The organism is Bacillus sp. DX3.1, assembly GCF_030292155.1.
Taxonomy (GTDB): domain Bacteria; phylum Bacillota; class Bacilli; order Bacillales; family Bacillaceae_G; genus Bacillus_A.
In genome coordinates this window covers 3,031,609-3,047,028 of sequence record NZ_CP128153.1, presented here as the reverse complement: position 1 = coordinate 3,047,028, position 15,420 = coordinate 3,031,609, and the positions used below count along the sequence as shown (strand labels likewise).

Genomic DNA, 15,420 nt, shown 5'->3' with positions numbered 1-15,420 from the left:
GAATTTTGTACGCTAGGAGAACTTCAACCTAAAAAAAGGTTCTTAACAGTTATAAAAATTGACTAGCACCTATCCTAGTGGAATTTTTCCCCTTAACCTGCTTTAACGTCGCTACTATAAGAAAGCTAACAATGACTAATAAGAGCCATGAACTTACCTTTCCTAGATGAACGAGACTCCATGCATCGGTTTGGTTTGGATATTCCCAAGCTCCAAAGAATGTTGCGATATTTTCGGCTATCCATATAAAAAATCCGATGAGCACAAAAGAAAGTGCGAGTGGCATACGGTAACGAGTTCCATCAACCTCGTATGTGACCCATGATTGCCAAAAGACGATAATTACAAGTCCAGATAACCACCAACGAACATCAATCCAATAATGGTGGGTGAAAAAATTTAAATAAATCGCAGCTGCGAGAGGTACAACTACCAAAAACGGTGGCCACCTAACCAGTTCAATCTTTAACCTTCTCCACGCCTGGCAAAGATAACTCGCAACACTTGCGTACATGAATCCGCTATACAAAGGCACTCCAAAAATTTTGAAATATCCTTCCTCTGGATAAGACCAGGAGCCCATATGTACCTTAAAAAGTTCAAGAGCAAGTCCAATAAGGTGGAACAATGTGATAACCTTTAGTTCATCCCGTGTTTCAAGCCCAGAACGCACCATCCACCACTGCATCAGAAGGCAGATGATGAGCAGCCAGTCATAACGTGGTAGGAAGGGAAGTGGCATGAATTGTGTAAAAGCCAAAGAGGCAAAAATAACGACAGGAAACAAACATGATAGGGCCTGCTCCCAACCAAAACGAACGAGTTGTTTTAGTGCTCTCATAATTTGTGCCTCCATTTTTGAATGGTTAAATTCATGAGTAACTCTCCTTTTATGAAATAACTGAAAAAGAAATCTTTCTTTTCCTTTTAATGTTAAATATCCTCACTTTATTAATCTTGGGTATCTTCATCAATTCGGTATTCTAAAATATCTCCGGGTTGACATTCTAATGCCTTGCAAATTGCCTCTAAAGTTGAAAGCCTAATTGCTTTTGCCTTTCCATTTTTCAATATAGAAAGGTTAGCCATTGTGATTCCAACCCTCTCCGAAAGTTCTGTTACGCTCATTTTCCTTTTAGCCAGCATCACATCAATATTGATTATAATTGCCATGTTATTCACCTCAGACCGTTAAATCATTTTCTGATTTTATATCTATAGCATCTTTTAATAACTTTTGAAGAACAGCTGAAAAGACTGCAATCACCATTGAAGCAAAAATAACGACCAATCCGATTAATATAATACCTGGGGCGTCGTCTATCTCCGCCATGAGATAAAAGAGTGGCATGCCTACCACATACAAAATACTGATTGTGATTGCACAGTATTTTATATTTTTTAAAGCTCTTACAGATAATTCCGAGAAAGCTTTGTTCTTGTCAATGTAGCTTAGAAGTCGGAACGCCTGATACAACGCAACAAAAAACGGTATCACTGATACATACATAATGATTAAAATGGGATATAGTATATGGGCATAATCTGGATTTACTGGATTATTAGCTAACCAAGGTAAGCCAAATATACACAAAGCAAGAACTGGTGTTCCGATAAGGAAAACAGCTATTTTTAAAAAGATTGTTGAACCTCGTTTCATAAAAAGCACCTCACTTATTTAGTGTAAATTTGATTTTAACACTCGTTTTATCGTTTTACAATAAATTATTATCTATTTTAATTATATTTTTATTGTTATGGAAATATCCTTTTAATTTTAGACAAAGATAAAAAGCATTCCTCATTACAAAGGAATGCTCTATAACTTTAAAACTATTCAATTTATAACTTGTACATACTAACCTGCTCCGTTCGCATGAGTACATTTCTTCAGGTTTTGGTGCAAAAAGAGAATAAAATGCATATATTCCTAACAGAATCGTATCTTATACTGCAAGTTCAAACAATTGATGGATGAATTCTTTCTGTTTTTGGACAGACTGGTCCCATAAATCAATCTGTTCTTTTTTAATCATATGCATGGCTTCTACTCCAGAAAGAAGATTGTGTTTCCTTTCGAATCAACAGCACGGTACCTGATACATCCATTGTCCTTTAACTTTGATATATGTTTCATCGACTCTCCAAGAGTCATTGGTTTGCTTGAGGTGACGACGAATTCGTTTGTCCAATTCAGGACCATACTGATGAATCCAACGCATAAGCGTTGTATGAGAAATGGATAAGCCCCGTTCCTCCATCATTTCCACCAAATCACGAAAGCTGAGATTATACCGTAGGTACCATCTCACTGTAAGAAGGATAATCTCAGGCTGGTAATGCTTCCATTTGAATACATTTTCCTTTTCCATACCAATCACGCACCCTTTTTAGAGTAATAGTATCAGTATGTCCAAGATTTATAGATTCCTTGCAATTGTCCTGAAGTTTTTGCACCAGAACCATTTATTAGGAATTCAATACGAACAAAGGTGAGTGCATCTTTACATAAGTATATAAAAATTAAATGTTTTTGGTTTTTTATGTATTTACTAGATATAGATTATGGTAAATTTATAATATATACATATTTATTCCGTTTTGTAAAAATATTGTTACTGTTAAGTCGGTATAGTATTTAGATAAGGTGATAGTTTTGGAACGATAGTTGTAATTAATTAAGAAAGGGAGTGTCTCATATGAAATTTGATGATTGTCGTATTCTTGGAATTCGATTAGGTTCTTTACTGATCACAGAAGAGCATCGATATTTAGTAATTAAGAAAAAGGACCATTATTCTTTGTTAAATATTGACACTTTGGAGTGTACAGCGTTAGAAGTTTCTTTAGAGCATATTGAGGAAATGCTTCAGGAAGATTTTCATGAAAGTGTAAAAGAAATTATTTCACCTGAACACCTTAAAATTGTAGCTAAAAATATTATATAAAACAAAAAGAGCTGGTATTTGAACCAGTTCTTTTTGTTTGCTGAAATATAGCTGTTATTTATCCTACTATTCGCGGGCAGTAATACCCCTACCTCAACGTTCGGCAGGAAGCAAAGAAATTAGGTGGGGGATGAAGAAAACTCTCACTAATCAAAGTTTCACTTTATGAGAATACCGAGCTATTCTCTTTCCATCCGTCAGCAACTGCTGGTAACTTAGATCCACCAATACCGAAATTTTTAGAATCCATCACTTTTCCTTATTCATTTTCTGCAATAAATATAGAATTTTGTAATTAGAACTTAGCAACATTGGATCCAGCTTTTATGTAGCCTTTTAATTATGGTTTGAAAAGAAAAACCTTTATAAATTCCACTTCAAAATCAAACCAGCATGTACAAGCCCACCACCAAATCCATACAGCAGTAATGTATCTCCGTTTTTAATTTTCTCCTCTTGTAGTCCAATATCAAGTGCTAATGGAATGGAAGCAGCAGAGGTATTTCCGCAATATTGAAGACTCATTAACGTACGATCAATAGAAATGTTAGTTCGTTCACATATCGATTCAAGCATTCTTAAATTTACGCTATGAGGAATAAACCAATCAATATTTGAAATGTCTAGATGGTTTTTTTCTAGTAATTCTTGTATTCCTTGAGGAACAGTGTTTACAGCCCATTTGTATACAGCTCTTCCATTTTGTACGAGAAACGGTGTGTCTTGTAGTGGGGTACCATTCATTGTTTTTGACAAGGCAGTTTGGTATAGGTTGATACCACCAGAACCTTTGGATCCCATATGGGAACCTAGGAAGCTTGGATTTTTTTCATCGTATTCTACGAGTGCTGCACCTGCACCATCTCCAAATAGAATACAAGTGGTACGATCGCTATAATCTGTAATCTTTGAAAGTGTTTCGGCACCAATGACAAGTATTTTTTTATTTGTCCCGGAAGTTATGAGACCATTTGCAACAATTAAACCATACACAAAACCTGCGCAAGCTGCGCTAAGGTCGATTGCTCCTGTATGTGGAATCTCAAAATGTGCTTGTACCTGGCTTGCAGTATTTGGAAACATGTAATCAGGTGTAGCGGTTGCGACAATAACTAAGTCAACGTCATGAATAGAAACGTGAAAGCGATCAATTAAATTTTGAACGGCGCGGATACATAATGTTGTGGAAAATTCATCTGAAGAAGTAATTCTTCGTTCATGCATGCCAGTTCGTTGCACAATCCATTCATCTGTCGTTTCCACAAGGTGTGATAAATCCTCATTGGATAACACTTTATTTGGGACATAAGTTCCGACCGCTGTGATCCTTGCTTTTGAATTCATTTAAATTCCACCTTTCCATTTTCTTTTATTTTAACACTTGTTATTAATACTTAATACCAATTTAAATGAAAAGTCTAATTGTTTGTGAAATTAAAGGTCGTGAGATACACTTTTCATACAATTAATGTTAAAGAAAAGGAGAAATTGAAATGTTTATTAATAAAGTAACCCAGTAAGAGAACAGAGGGAATTAAGTGAAGGCTTTAATTTTATGGGGAAAGAGGGAGCGTTTTTACTGCTAGGGCCACAAAAACGTCGATGGTTCTTTTCTGATAAAGACGCAGAAGTTCACCCGTTAGTAATAGAAATTGATAAAAGGAAACGGATAGAACTAGATGCGAAAGGAACTGTTCAATTGTTTAGTTTACAATAGAAAATGATTGTAGTGAAAGATAAACAACCTCATCCTTTTGTTTAAACATACTATAATGATTAGAGCATACACTCCTTTGAAACTTCACATTAGCTAAATTGTAAATAGGCTCTAAAATATAGACAGTAACTATAACCCCAATAATATAGAATCCTATAACCTTTATCGTTTCTATTAGAGATCTAATGAAATCATTCAATAGTACTCCTCCTTTATATGTTGTATGCAGAACGGTTTGTGTAAAATATACATAAAATACTATACATGGTAAAATAAACCTAAGGGGGTGGAGGTATGAATTTAGGATTATCGATACCAAAAACAAAGTTCGAGAAAGCTTTAGATATACTTTCTGTTATTTTGTTATGCGGTACATTCTTATATGTATTTTATATGTGGGGTGATTTACCAGAAAAGATACCATCCCATTTTGATGGGTCTGGAACACCTGATGCTTGGAACGGAAAGGAAAGCATATGGATTTTACCAATCATAGGTCTTATTATATTCTTTCTTCTGTATATGTTATGTAAAGCACCTCATCTATTCAATTATCCTTATAATGTGCCGGAAGAAAAGCTACCACAATTATATTTAAAAGGAAGAAAAATGTTGACCACTTTGAATTTTGAAATTATCTTCTTTTTTGCTTTAGGTACATGGTTGGAAATTCAGACTATATTCGGATGGACGGAAGGATTGGGTGTTTGGTTTTTACCGAGTTTTATCATTATTTTATTAGGAACAATTGTGATGTATATAATTCAATTCCGCCGTATATAGACAGAATATTATAGAGAACTAGATATTTAATTTTGTCCCGCTATTCGCGGGCAGTAATACCCCCGCCTCAAAATTCAGCAAAAGCAAAGAAGTTAGGTGGGGGATAAAGAAAACCCCGCTGATCAAAGTTTCGCTTTATAAGGGGAAATGAATATATGTGAACAAAAGCTGTCCGATCGGGTGGCTTTTTCTTATACTTGCGTATGAAAAAGTACGAAAAAAGATGATACAGCAGTGGGATGTTGAAAGACATATCTTTTCATATACTAATAGTAACAAAAAGATATCAGTATGAAAGCCTTTTAAGTTACTATCAAGGAAGGAATGTGAGTGGTGATACAGAACATATATGAAACACATTTACATGTAAGGGATTTAGAAAGGGCAATTTATTTCTGTATTAAATGATGAACCAGATGAGCTTGAATATGCATCTTATTTGAGTGAATGGAATGCGGAACATGAAAAAAGATAAGCACATAAATAGGTGCTTATCTTTTTGTTATTTTAAAAAAACTAATGAACCATTCTCGTATTTACATAAGCAGCGAGGATGACGTGCCCGATTATAACAATAGGGATAATTATTTGTGTGTCAGGGGTAGTAAAGACACTGCCAATCGTAGCAACGACACCAGCAGCTAAGTTATAGAGGCCAATCATTTTTGATAATTTTACTTTGTCTTTTACACGCTGTTGATTAAATCCAGACAAGAGCCAAGTGTATTGTTTTACACCTATCAAATAAGATAATGTGAAAGAAATAATAGCTAAGAATACTAGCGATGGAGAAGCGAAGAGCGTCATAATTACACCTCCCAAAAATATTTGAGGAATGATTTCATACATTATAAGCTGTCTGAGAAAGTATTTGTTTTGAAGATGTCTATTTTATTTAAATTATAGTATTTCTGCTGGAATCCAACAAGTTGTAAGTACATGATTGAAGCGGTTTTACTGTATTCTAATGCAAGCTCATGGTTATTAAAATATAGATTTGCATTGCTTATAGTATACTTAAAGGAAGATGAAAATAAAGGTTGGGATAAAGCGTGTATACAGTTGGGCAGTTCTCGAAAATATGTGATGTATCAGTTAAGGCATTACATCATTATGATGAAATTCATCTTGTAAAACCTTTACATATTGATCCTGCGACGGGATATCGATATTACGATTATGATCAAATAAAAATATTAAAATATATAGGGAAATTAAAGAGATTTGGTTTTACATTGCAAGAAATTAAAGAAATAATACAAGATCAGAGTGAATTAGATTTAGAGAATCGATTGCGCGGAAAAGCAGTACAATTAGAGAAAAAGATTGTGAAAATGCAGCAGACTTTAAAAGAAATCAATCGCTCTATCCATGATGTGAACCAAAACCAACCGTTCCTATCCGTTTCCAATATAACGGACTGTTTTGAAGAACAACGAGAAAGACAATTGATTTATGGTATTCGCGAAATGACATCTATACGGGAGATTGATTTTGTTGTAAAAAAATTATTTGAAAGGTTATATGCATACGGTTTAGAAGCAAATGGAAAGATGATGACGATTTTTCACCAATTTTATCAGCAAGATTCGCAAGTAGATTTAGAGGTTTGTATACCTATAAAAGAAACAAATGTAACGCTTCACAATATTCGTTACTTAGAAGGTGGAGAACATGTGTGTGTGATTGTGAAAGGTCCATATTCGGAGTTAGGGGCTGCATATATAAAAATAAAAAGTTACATAGAACAAAGGTCATATATAGTAAGTGGATCTCCTTTCGAAGTGTATGAACAGGGGTTGGTTTCAGAACAACTAGACTACAAAAAGGTTCGACCAGATACAAATCGTGATCCCTTAAAATTTATAACAAAAGTGTGTTTCCCAGTTTATTCGTAATTGACCCTCCCGTTACAGGAGGCTTTATTATGACCATAGTAACAGAAAAGGGAGAGGTTCATATGTATCATCCAAGACTACGAGGGACGCATTATGAAATGGGGAAACATTACGCAAGTATACTATATAAAAATGGATTTCGTTTTCCAGAGGTTTCACAAGAAAAATTAGCTTTTGGAAAACAAAGTAACGCATTATTAAAGGATTTTTATCCAGAATTAATTGAAGAAATACAAGGGTTTGCCGAAGGGTGTCATGTAACATATGAGCAAGTAAGTTCTTTTTTACTGAGTATCGGTGTTTTCGAATCACAAGCACAATGTAGTATATTTGCCTCGTATAACGGATCAGAAGTAATTATGGGAAGAAACTACGATTTGATTTTTGACCTGAAACAATTTACAGAAAGTTCATTAATTTGCCCGGTAGATAAATATTGCTATGTGGGACATTCGGATGTATTTCTAGGGAAAGTAGATGGGATAAATGAACAAGGACTTGCCGTAGCTATTACACTTGTACAAAGTGAATGTAAAGAAGCGGGATTGAATTTTTATGTGGCAGTTCGCAAAATATTAGAAAATGCAAGTACGATAGAAGAGGCAATACATATTTTAAGAGAATTTCCGTCCTCGATATGTAATAATTACTTATTAGCAGATCATTCAGGAAACATGGCTGTTGTAGAAAAGGCACCACAAAACATGGTTGTGCGTAGACCAAAAGAAAATGAACATTTCATTGTATGTGCAAATCATTTTGTAAGCGAAGAGATGATAGCTTTACAACAAAATATGAACAATGATTGGAGCAAATCTCAAAATAGATACACGTATATGGAAGAGCAATTAAGAAGAAATCCATACCTTAATCAAGAGATTGCCCAGCGTATTTTATCTAATAGTAAAGAATATGTTTGCTTAAATTTGAAAAAATATAATTTTGGTACGCTGTATTCGGTTATATATGAGTTGAATGATTTAAGAATTAATCGTGCGGAAGGGCAACCGAACCGTTGTAAATACAAAGAGGATAAAAGGTTACTAGAAGAAGTTCATAAAAAGGAAAAGGGGATATAAAGTGAATCTTTCTGAATTTCAGCAATATGTATCGAATTTTAGTAAGGAAAAAGGATTTGAGAATACATCAATTGAAACACGCACAATGTATTTGATGGCAGAACTAGGCGAATTAACAGAAGCGATACTAAAACGAAATGATAGAGAGAATGAAGAGGCAAGAAGGGAAATAGGTTTAGAGATGTTTGATGTCATTTGGAATCTATGTGATTTAGCAAATAAATTAGATATCGATTTAGAAAAAGCGTTTCAAGAGAAGATGAAAATCAATGAAGATCGTGAGTGGTAAGAGTTTTGTTTAAATAGAGTAGTTGATTGAAAAGCACGGAGGTATTATCCGTGCTTTTCAATTTATAGATTTAAATGTAATAGTTTTCGAAATTTTTTCGCGGCATTTTCATCTGGAAGAAGTCCACTTTTTGGACCTTCTGTAAAATGAAGCACAAAAAAATTCATGGAGCCAATTCGCTTTCATATCATTAATCTTAACTTTTTGTTCAGGCCTACAAGCTATAGCATTTTGGACAATTCGTTTAGATTTTGATGTTTCTTGGTGGATTCCTAATTTGTATTTATTAATTTATCCGTGTTTTTTCTTAAAAGGTATTTGGAAAGAATGTGGATGGTACAGGGAAAGCGTGCGATAATAAATGAGATTATAGAATCGAGATAATAACTTAGTATAAATGATAGTAGTGGAGGAAGAGGATGAACTTAAAATATAAATGTTTAATATTAGATCACGATGATACAGCGGTGAAAAGCACGCCGGATATACATTACCCATCCTTTGTTGAAGCGTTGCAAAACTTAAGACCAGATGAAAAAACGCTATCATTAGAAGAGTTTGTTTCGTATTGTTTTTATCCAGGTTTTATGAGCCTGTGTAAAGATATTATTGGTTTTACTCCGGAAGAACAGGAACATCAACAAATGGTTTGGAAGAAGTATACAGAGTCGACAATTCCAGATTTCTATGAGGGATTTGTAGAAATGGTACAGGAGTTCAAAGAACAAGGTGGAATTGTAACGGTTGTTTCACATTCTGAGAGTAGTCGTATTAAGAGAGATTATGAAAAACACTGTGGGTTCGTTCCTGATGCAGTGTTTGGATGGGAGTTAGAAGAGAATCAAAGAAAGCCGCATCCATATCCGGTGAAAAAAATTCTGTCTATGTTTAATCTACATGAGGATGACGTCATTGTGTTAGATGATTTAAAGCCAGCATTGGAGATGGCGAAGAGCTGTAACGTTACATTTGCTGCAGCAGGTTGGTCCCATCATATTCCGAAAATTAGAAAGCAGATGAAAGAGGAATCAGATTATTATTTTGAGAGCGTGAAAGAGTTTGAGAGGTTTATTTTTGAAGATTGAAGTAGAGTCTAGAGAGTATATAAATAGAAAAAGCTTGGCTATATGCCAAGTTTTTTCTATTTTGTTGGTTTTTTAACGTACTTCCCGAAAGAAGTCCCCATCTTCAAGCGCGTGACCGGCGATAGCCAAGCGATAAAGTGGGGATAAATTTCGGTTAGGCATCGCCTAACTGACTTGTAAGAATAACCAATTATGATTGTGGTGTATACATTCAATATCCGATATATTCACTTGTTTATAAGATTTAGCAGGATTTTGTATATAATGGCCGTCCAAATCTTGCACATACACCATCTTCCCTGTAAATCCTGTCACGAATCCTATTTGTCCAAACGCTTTCACCTTATCACCTAGATACGTTGTGCCTACATACGGTGTATTTTTATTATTTCTTTTCGCTGTTCTATTTTTCGTTTTTCTTCCTTTTCTTGCAGTTGCTTCATGAAGAGAACGCTTTTTCTTTCTAAATTGTTTGATGCGAAACTCACCACTTTGCTGATATTCTTGTAATTGTTTCGGATTGGTAATCGCAATGGCATCATTATAGTGTGTTTTTGATAATCTTAATTCTTTTCGCTTCGGTGTTGTGTAACTGCCATACGTGATCTCACAATCTAAACGCTTCATGATTTGAAGCCGCAAAATATTCATAAAGGTGGTCTCTTTATACTGTTTTGGTTCCTTAAAAATGTGCTTAATTTTTCCTTGATGGAATTTTTCATGGCAATCTTCATGTACTGTCACGAGGTTCTCTGCCATATCTGAACCACCCTTATGTCGCTCAATTATATGGTGCGTGTGCAAAATGCCACCTTTTTTCTTACAGATTTGACATGTATAATGGTCTCTCGCAAACACATAGTATCTTGTATTCCAAAAGCCAAATGCGTCTCCTTGTTGATACGCTTTCCCTTGTATATCAGGGTTCTTTAGTTTTTGTACATCAAACTTGCCAACTTCTACAATGACTTTTGGAGAAGGTAATAGTAATTTGAATGTTTCAATCCAATGAATGATGTTATCGGTTCGGCTTTGAATCGATGGTGGAAGCCAGCCCTCTTTCTTTTTTCGATTGAGAAAGCGCGCTTTTCGGTAACGGGTTTTACGTTGTCTTCGGCTTCTACGTAATGTGGCTCTAAGAGTAAGGTTCTCTTTCACATCCTGACGTAATTCAATGGTTCCTTTGATTAGTACTTTTTCCTCTGTTGTAATTGCGATCCCCACATATTTTGCACCGCTATCGACACCGATTGTAACAGGTTGTACTGTTTCACCAGTCGCATATTGCAATTGAATGGTAAACGGTGTGTAACCTATAATTTTTGCTTTCCCTTGTTTGAGAAGAAGCCGTGCCTTACGAGTACTGCAAGGCATAAGCGGTTCTCCTCGTAAATTCTTGACAAATACACGCATGCTTTGTCCCTCCTAAGAGTTTGTTTCCCTTCGCCAATGTTTGTAGGTGTTGGCAACTTCTTATAAAAGAAGGCTTGTGGTTGACCGTTCCTTCCCAATCAGAACTGTTACAGCGCCACCATAGAGCCAAAAACTAGGGAATCATTCTTGGGTATGCAGCCTACGAACGTAGCCCACAAAAGACTGAGGCTAGACAACCAAGGCTCTTTACAAGCCCCCACTTCAAAACGCGTTAGCGTTTAAGTGGTGGGTAGTTGACCTTGATGATCTTTTCCCCACTCGCACATCTCATTCATAATTTGAATTAAAGACTTTCCGTATTCACTTATTACATACTCAACTTTTGGTGGAACTTCTTGATATACAATACGATGGATAATACCATCAGTTTCAAGTTGCCGTAGCTGCTGCGTCAGAACTTTTTGTGTAATATCTGGAATAGCACGTTTCAGTTCATTTGTCCGTTTCTTTCCGGTCATTAGAATACATAAAATATTAGTCTTCCATTTTCCGCCGATGACCTCAAGAGTAGTAGAAATAGGGAAGTTATTATTCTGATTCATTTTATACACCTCCATAGGTACTTCAAGGTTCCTATAGCACCTTAAAGTACGTACTTTTCAATTATATGTAACTAACACATACTAATATTAAAGGATTTCATTTATTTATAAGGGGGAAGGTAATTGATGAAGACACTTGTAATTGTAGCACATCCTGATATTGAAAAATCACGAATTAATAAAAGATGGGTAGAAGAATTAGAAAAATATTCTGATGAGATAACAGTACATGAATTGTATAAAACATCTCCTAATTGGGAATTTGATATTGATTATGAGCAAAGGCTATTATTAGAACATGATCGTTACATATTTCAATTTCCGTTCTATTGGTATAGTTCACCACCATTACTAAAGAAATGGTTTGATGATGTACTGACGTATGGTTTTGCGTATGGTTCTACAGGAGATAAAGTACGTGATAAAGAATTTGGTTTGGCGATTTCCGTAGGAGGATTAGAAACTCAGTATCAAGCCGGGCTTACTATGAACGAACTAACAAAACCATTTCAAGCCACTTGTCTATACACTGGTATGAAGTTTATACCTACATTTACTTTATATGGGGCAGAGTATCAACTAAAGAATGAAGACATTGAAAAAAGTGCAGCCCAGTATGTTACATATGTTATGAGTAATAAATAATCTTTATATATAATCAAAAATAACCTGACTTTTATAGGTATCGGGTTATTTTTGATTAATTAATTAAATTAACAATTAATTAAATGGAATAAAAACCCAAAAACACAAAGTGAAACTTACCAATAAAAAGAGATGTAAATGATAATGGTGAACCATACATAAAGATGAGACAAGTAGCGCCACAATTTCAAATGTTTTACGGTTCTCGTAAAGACTTAGCTCACTTAATTGGTCTTCATGTCAATGACTTAGATGAGAGTTTGCCAATTATATATGGTAATACTGGGATCTGGACTTTACTAGTACCGATTAAAACATTGGAAGCATGCCGGAAAATGAAACCAAATAATAAAGAATTTCCATCTATTCTAAAAGAAATACCAAAGGCATCTATTCATCCATTTTGTTTAGAGACGTATGATAATTTAGCGCATATGCACGGACGTCATTTCTCATCACCTTATTCTGGAACGATAGAAGATCCAGTGACAGGAACCGCGTCTGGAGTGATGGGAGCTTATTATGCTACATTTCTGAAACAAAATTTTGATAGTGAAATGAAATTAATCATTGAACAAGGACAAGAAATTGATAAAGATGGTCGCGTTACTGTATATGTAACAAAGAATAAGAAAGATGACCCATTACAAATTGAGATTTCTGGAAATGCTGTGTATGTAGAGGAGTTTCAGATTTCTTTTTAAGGTTATTACACAAAAAAAAGTTCGGTACGCTACCGAACTTTTTTAGCAGAATCTCTTTTTCATCTATTTGTAACTTCAATAAAGGATGTGTTTTCATTTTGCCTAATTACAGAATGAAATTGCTTGTTTTCCAGCACCTCAGCAACCTTCTCTAGCTGTTGTACATCATCATGATGAATAAGTAAGCTATCTGCTCCGCTTTCCTCGATGTGTATATGTTCCATATTACCGATCGCTTTATTTACAGCTTGTAAAAAATCGGGCTTCATGTATATGTCCTCCTATAATGTTTTAATTAGTCGTTTATATCATTCCCTTGTTTGTAAAAAGTAAAAGCTTTTATTCGTTTTTGCTTTTACTTGCTACAAGAAAGCATTATTACGTAATCCCACTAATTTAAGAAGTTTTTTTGTGCGATTTGGAACTTGTACGTTATTATTTAGAGAAATATTTGGTATGGAAAGTTTTGTTAATTAAGACGTATTCAAATTGTGAATATGTCTTAGTTATATAAATACAAATTTAAAAAACGACATAAAACCCTTCTTTTTAGGTGGGAGAGAGAGCATCCGGCGCATGCATAGAAGCGGTCAGATCCTTTTCCTGCCCCAAGCGAAGTGAAAACAAAGAGAGAAAACGAGTGCAGGTCACCTTTTGTTATCCATAGCCGCGGCTTATATGTCGAAAAATCAAAATGGATTTATATAATTATGAAATGATAATTAAATGCTTTTAATATAAAGATTTTTAGAGGGGTTTTCATTTGTATGTCAAATAATAATGTTGTTGCACATTAATTTTCACTTTTTTATAATATTTTATTTTAAAAGATTAACAAAGTGAAATGAATATACTACAAATCATAGTAATATTATGGGGGAGAAAGATGAACGTTATCGACGCAAAAAGAGATTTAGCACGAAAAACGAAAAAGGGGATTCCAGTCGTATTAGCTGGTTTTGTATTTTGGATTATTGCTAGTGTGACAGGGATATTATTAGAAGAGAAGCAAACAGTGTGGGTATATTTAATTGGAATGGGATGTGTTTTTCCATTTGGTTTAATGTTAGCAGCATTATTAAAAATTGATATGTTTGCAAAAGGGAATCCGATGGGAGCTTTAGGCGGTGTAATTGGCGCGATGAATGTTCTAAATATTCCGCTTGTATTGTTAATGTATTTTCAAATGCCAGAGTGGTTACCATTTACAGTTGCGGTATTAGTAGGTGTTCATTTTTTACCATATGTTTGGATATATGATAGTAAGAGTTATGGTTTGTTGTCGATTGGTACGATTGTAGCGGCATCCGTCTGCGGGATTTTTTTTGCTGAGAAAGGGTATGTTGCAACACCAATTGCGATTACAATTGTCTATCTTGTAACACTTGTGAGTTTATCACTGGAAAATAAGAGTATAGTAACACATCAGAATGAAATTGAACAGTAAATAGGGATGTGGGAATTTTTATGGGGAATTATGTTTGTATGACGTGTGGTGTACAATATGCAGCGAGTGTAGAAGAACCAGTAAATTGTGTAATTTGCAATGAGGAAAGACAATATATAAACCCAAAAGGCCAATCATGGACAACATTAGAGCAATTACAAGAAGGTAGTACATATAAAAATGCAGTGATAGAGGAAGAAAAAGGGTTACATAGCATTACAACAAAACCAGAATTTGCGATTGGTCAAACGGCTTATTTCGTACAAACGGAATCATTTAATTTGTTATGGGATTGTATCTCATACTTAGACGAAGAAACAATTCGGGAAGTAGAATCTTTAGGTGGACTGCATGCTATCGCATTATCCCACCCACACTATTATTCTACACAAGTAGAATGGGCAGAAAGATTTGATGTACCAATCTATATACATAAGGATGACCAACAATGGGTAATGCGTCCAAGTAAGCGTATTGTTTTTTGGACGGGTGAGTCATTGCAATTAGCTGAGGGGTTAACTGTACATCGTTTAGGTGGACATTTTAAAGGTGGCTCAGTTTTACATTGGGAACAAGGAAATGATAGAAAAGGAATTTTATTAACAGGTGATATCATTCAAGTTGTGGCTGATCAGTACTGGGTAAGTTTTATGTACAGCTATCCAAATCTCATTCCATTACCTGCAAGAAAAGTAGAAGAGATGGCGGGAAAAGTGAAAACACTACCGTTCAATCGCTTATATAATGCATTTCATCGAATGGTAAAAAATGATGCGAATGAAGCTGTTCAACGGTCAGCAGAACGTTATATTGCAGCGTTGGAAGGAAAGTTGTTTCATACATAAGAAA

17 protein-coding genes and 5 pseudogenes are annotated in these 15,420 nt (G+C 34.9%); 13 read left to right on the top strand and 9 right to left on the bottom strand.

The features are described 5' to 3' along the window. Positions 1 to 49: 49 nt before the first annotated feature. The 4 genes and pseudogenes from QRE67_RS15150 to QRE67_RS15135 form a co-directional block, all read right to left on the bottom strand. On the bottom strand, positions 50 to 841 hold the full coding sequence (locus QRE67_RS15150; protein ID WP_286120996.1) for a DUF817 domain-containing protein: 792 nt from the start codon (positions 839 to 841) through the stop codon (positions 50 to 52). Positions 842 to 951: 110 nt separating this feature from the next. Further along, on the bottom strand, positions 952 to 1,173 hold the full coding sequence (locus tag QRE67_RS15145) for a helix-turn-helix domain-containing protein (protein ID WP_286120995.1): 222 nt from the start codon (positions 1,171 to 1,173) through the stop codon (positions 952 to 954). 10 nt (positions 1,174 to 1,183) lie between these two features. Next, positions 1,184 to 1,660: a DUF2975 domain-containing protein gene (locus tag QRE67_RS15140; RefSeq protein WP_286120994.1), complete on the bottom strand. Its 477-nt coding sequence runs from the start codon at positions 1,658 to 1,660 to the stop codon at positions 1,184 to 1,186. Positions 1,661 to 1,946: 286 nt separating this feature from the next. Next, positions 1,947 to 2,372, bottom strand: a pseudogene (locus QRE67_RS15135) (IS6 family transposase). Between the two features lie 327 nt (positions 2,373 to 2,699). Between QRE67_RS15135 and QRE67_RS15130 the strand changes: the two are divergent. Continuing rightward, a complete protein-coding gene (locus tag QRE67_RS15130; RefSeq protein ID WP_286120992.1) occupies positions 2,700 to 2,948 on the top strand; it encodes a hypothetical protein in 249 nt (82 codons plus the stop codon). Between the two features lie 363 nt (positions 2,949 to 3,311). Here the strand turns inward: QRE67_RS15130 and QRE67_RS15125 are convergent, their stop codons facing one another. Further along, positions 3,312 to 4,292 (bottom strand): ketoacyl-ACP synthase III, encoded by a 981-nt coding sequence (locus QRE67_RS15125; RefSeq protein WP_286120991.1) that lies wholly within the window; start codon positions 4,290 to 4,292, stop codon positions 3,312 to 3,314. A 181-nt stretch (positions 4,293 to 4,473) separates the two neighbouring features. On the opposite strand from QRE67_RS15125, the pseudogene QRE67_RS15120 reads away from it, so the two are divergent. The 3 genes and pseudogenes from QRE67_RS15120 to QRE67_RS15110 form a co-directional block, all read left to right on the top strand. Continuing rightward, positions 4,474 to 4,665, top strand: a pseudogene (locus QRE67_RS15120) (glyoxalase); the annotation flags it as partial. Positions 4,666 to 4,959: 294 nt separating this feature from the next. After that, the gene (locus tag QRE67_RS15115; protein ID WP_286120990.1) at positions 4,960 to 5,448 is read left to right on the top strand and encodes a DUF1648 domain-containing protein; all 489 of its coding nucleotides are present in this window, start codon (positions 4,960 to 4,962) and stop codon (positions 5,446 to 5,448) included. A gap of 379 nt (positions 5,449 to 5,827) precedes the next feature. Then, positions 5,828 to 5,923, top strand: a pseudogene (locus QRE67_RS15110) (VOC family protein); the annotation flags it as partial. 41 nt (positions 5,924 to 5,964) lie between these two features. Here the strand turns inward: QRE67_RS15110 and QRE67_RS15105 are convergent. Next, positions 5,965 to 6,255 (bottom strand): DUF3784 domain-containing protein, encoded by a 291-nt coding sequence (locus tag QRE67_RS15105; protein ID WP_286120988.1) that lies wholly within the window; start codon positions 6,253 to 6,255, stop codon positions 5,965 to 5,967. A 245-nt stretch (positions 6,256 to 6,500) separates the two neighbouring features. Here QRE67_RS15105 and QRE67_RS15100 point away from each other — a divergent pair, with 245 nt between their 5' ends. The 5 genes and pseudogenes from QRE67_RS15100 to QRE67_RS15080 all read left to right on the top strand — a co-directional run bounded on the left by QRE67_RS15100 (position 6,501) and on the right by QRE67_RS15080 (position 9,799). After that, on the top strand, positions 6,501 to 7,346 hold the full coding sequence (locus QRE67_RS15100; protein WP_286120987.1) for a MerR family transcriptional regulator: 846 nt from the start codon (positions 6,501 to 6,503) through the stop codon (positions 7,344 to 7,346). A 62-nt stretch (positions 7,347 to 7,408) separates the two neighbouring features. Further along, positions 7,409 to 8,425: a C45 family autoproteolytic acyltransferase/hydrolase gene (locus QRE67_RS15095; protein WP_286125295.1), complete on the top strand. Its 1,017-nt coding sequence runs from the start codon at positions 7,409 to 7,411 to the stop codon at positions 8,423 to 8,425. A 1-nt stretch (position 8,426) separates the two neighbouring features. Beyond that, positions 8,427 to 8,714 carry a MazG nucleotide pyrophosphohydrolase domain-containing protein gene (locus QRE67_RS15090; protein ID WP_286120986.1) on the top strand — a complete coding sequence of 96 codons (288 nt, stop codon included), beginning with the start codon at positions 8,427 to 8,429 and terminating at the stop codon, positions 8,712 to 8,714. A 154-nt stretch (positions 8,715 to 8,868) separates the two neighbouring features. Then, positions 8,869 to 9,072, top strand: a pseudogene (locus tag QRE67_RS15085) (DUF5360 family protein); the annotation flags it as partial. Positions 9,073 to 9,133: 61 nt separating this feature from the next. Next, on the top strand, positions 9,134 to 9,799 hold the full coding sequence (locus QRE67_RS15080) for an HAD family hydrolase (protein ID WP_286120985.1): 666 nt from the start codon (positions 9,134 to 9,136) through the stop codon (positions 9,797 to 9,799). Between the two features lie 165 nt (positions 9,800 to 9,964). Here QRE67_RS15080 and iscB read toward each other — a convergent pair whose 3' ends face one another. Together iscB and QRE67_RS15070 are read right to left on the bottom strand one after the other, a co-directional pair. Beyond that, positions 9,965 to 11,212 carry an RNA-guided endonuclease IscB gene (gene iscB / locus QRE67_RS15075; RefSeq protein ID WP_286120984.1) on the bottom strand — a complete coding sequence of 416 codons (1,248 nt, stop codon included), beginning with the start codon at positions 11,210 to 11,212 and terminating at the stop codon, positions 9,965 to 9,967. Positions 11,213 to 11,451: 239 nt separating this feature from the next. Further along, entirely contained in the window at positions 11,452 to 11,775 is a 324-nt protein-coding gene (locus QRE67_RS15070) for a winged helix-turn-helix transcriptional regulator (protein WP_286120983.1), read from the bottom strand. 126 nt (positions 11,776 to 11,901) lie between these two features. Between QRE67_RS15070 and QRE67_RS15065 the strand changes: the two genes are divergently transcribed. Continuing rightward, entirely contained in the window at positions 11,902 to 12,420 is a 519-nt protein-coding gene (locus QRE67_RS15065; RefSeq protein ID WP_286125294.1) for an NAD(P)H-dependent oxidoreductase, read from the top strand. 116 nt (positions 12,421 to 12,536) lie between these two features. Beyond that, a pseudogene (locus QRE67_RS15060) lies at positions 12,537 to 13,124 on the top strand (PhzF family phenazine biosynthesis isomerase); the annotation flags it as partial. Positions 13,125 to 13,183: 59 nt separating this feature from the next. On the opposite strand, the gene QRE67_RS15055 reads toward QRE67_RS15060, so the two are convergent. Continuing rightward, a complete protein-coding gene (locus QRE67_RS15055; RefSeq protein WP_286120981.1) occupies positions 13,184 to 13,393 on the bottom strand; it encodes a hypothetical protein in 210 nt (69 codons plus the stop codon). A 617-nt stretch (positions 13,394 to 14,010) separates the two neighbouring features. Between QRE67_RS15055 and QRE67_RS15050 the strand changes: the two genes are divergently transcribed. Next, positions 14,011 to 14,571, top strand: a complete 561-nt coding sequence (locus tag QRE67_RS15050) for a DUF7010 family protein (RefSeq protein WP_286120980.1) — start codon at positions 14,011 to 14,013, stop codon at positions 14,569 to 14,571. Positions 14,572 to 14,591: 20 nt separating this feature from the next. Beyond that, entirely contained in the window at positions 14,592 to 15,416 is an 825-nt protein-coding gene (locus QRE67_RS15045) for an MBL fold metallo-hydrolase (protein WP_286120979.1), read from the top strand. The last annotated feature ends 4 nt before the right edge of the window (positions 15,417 to 15,420 follow it).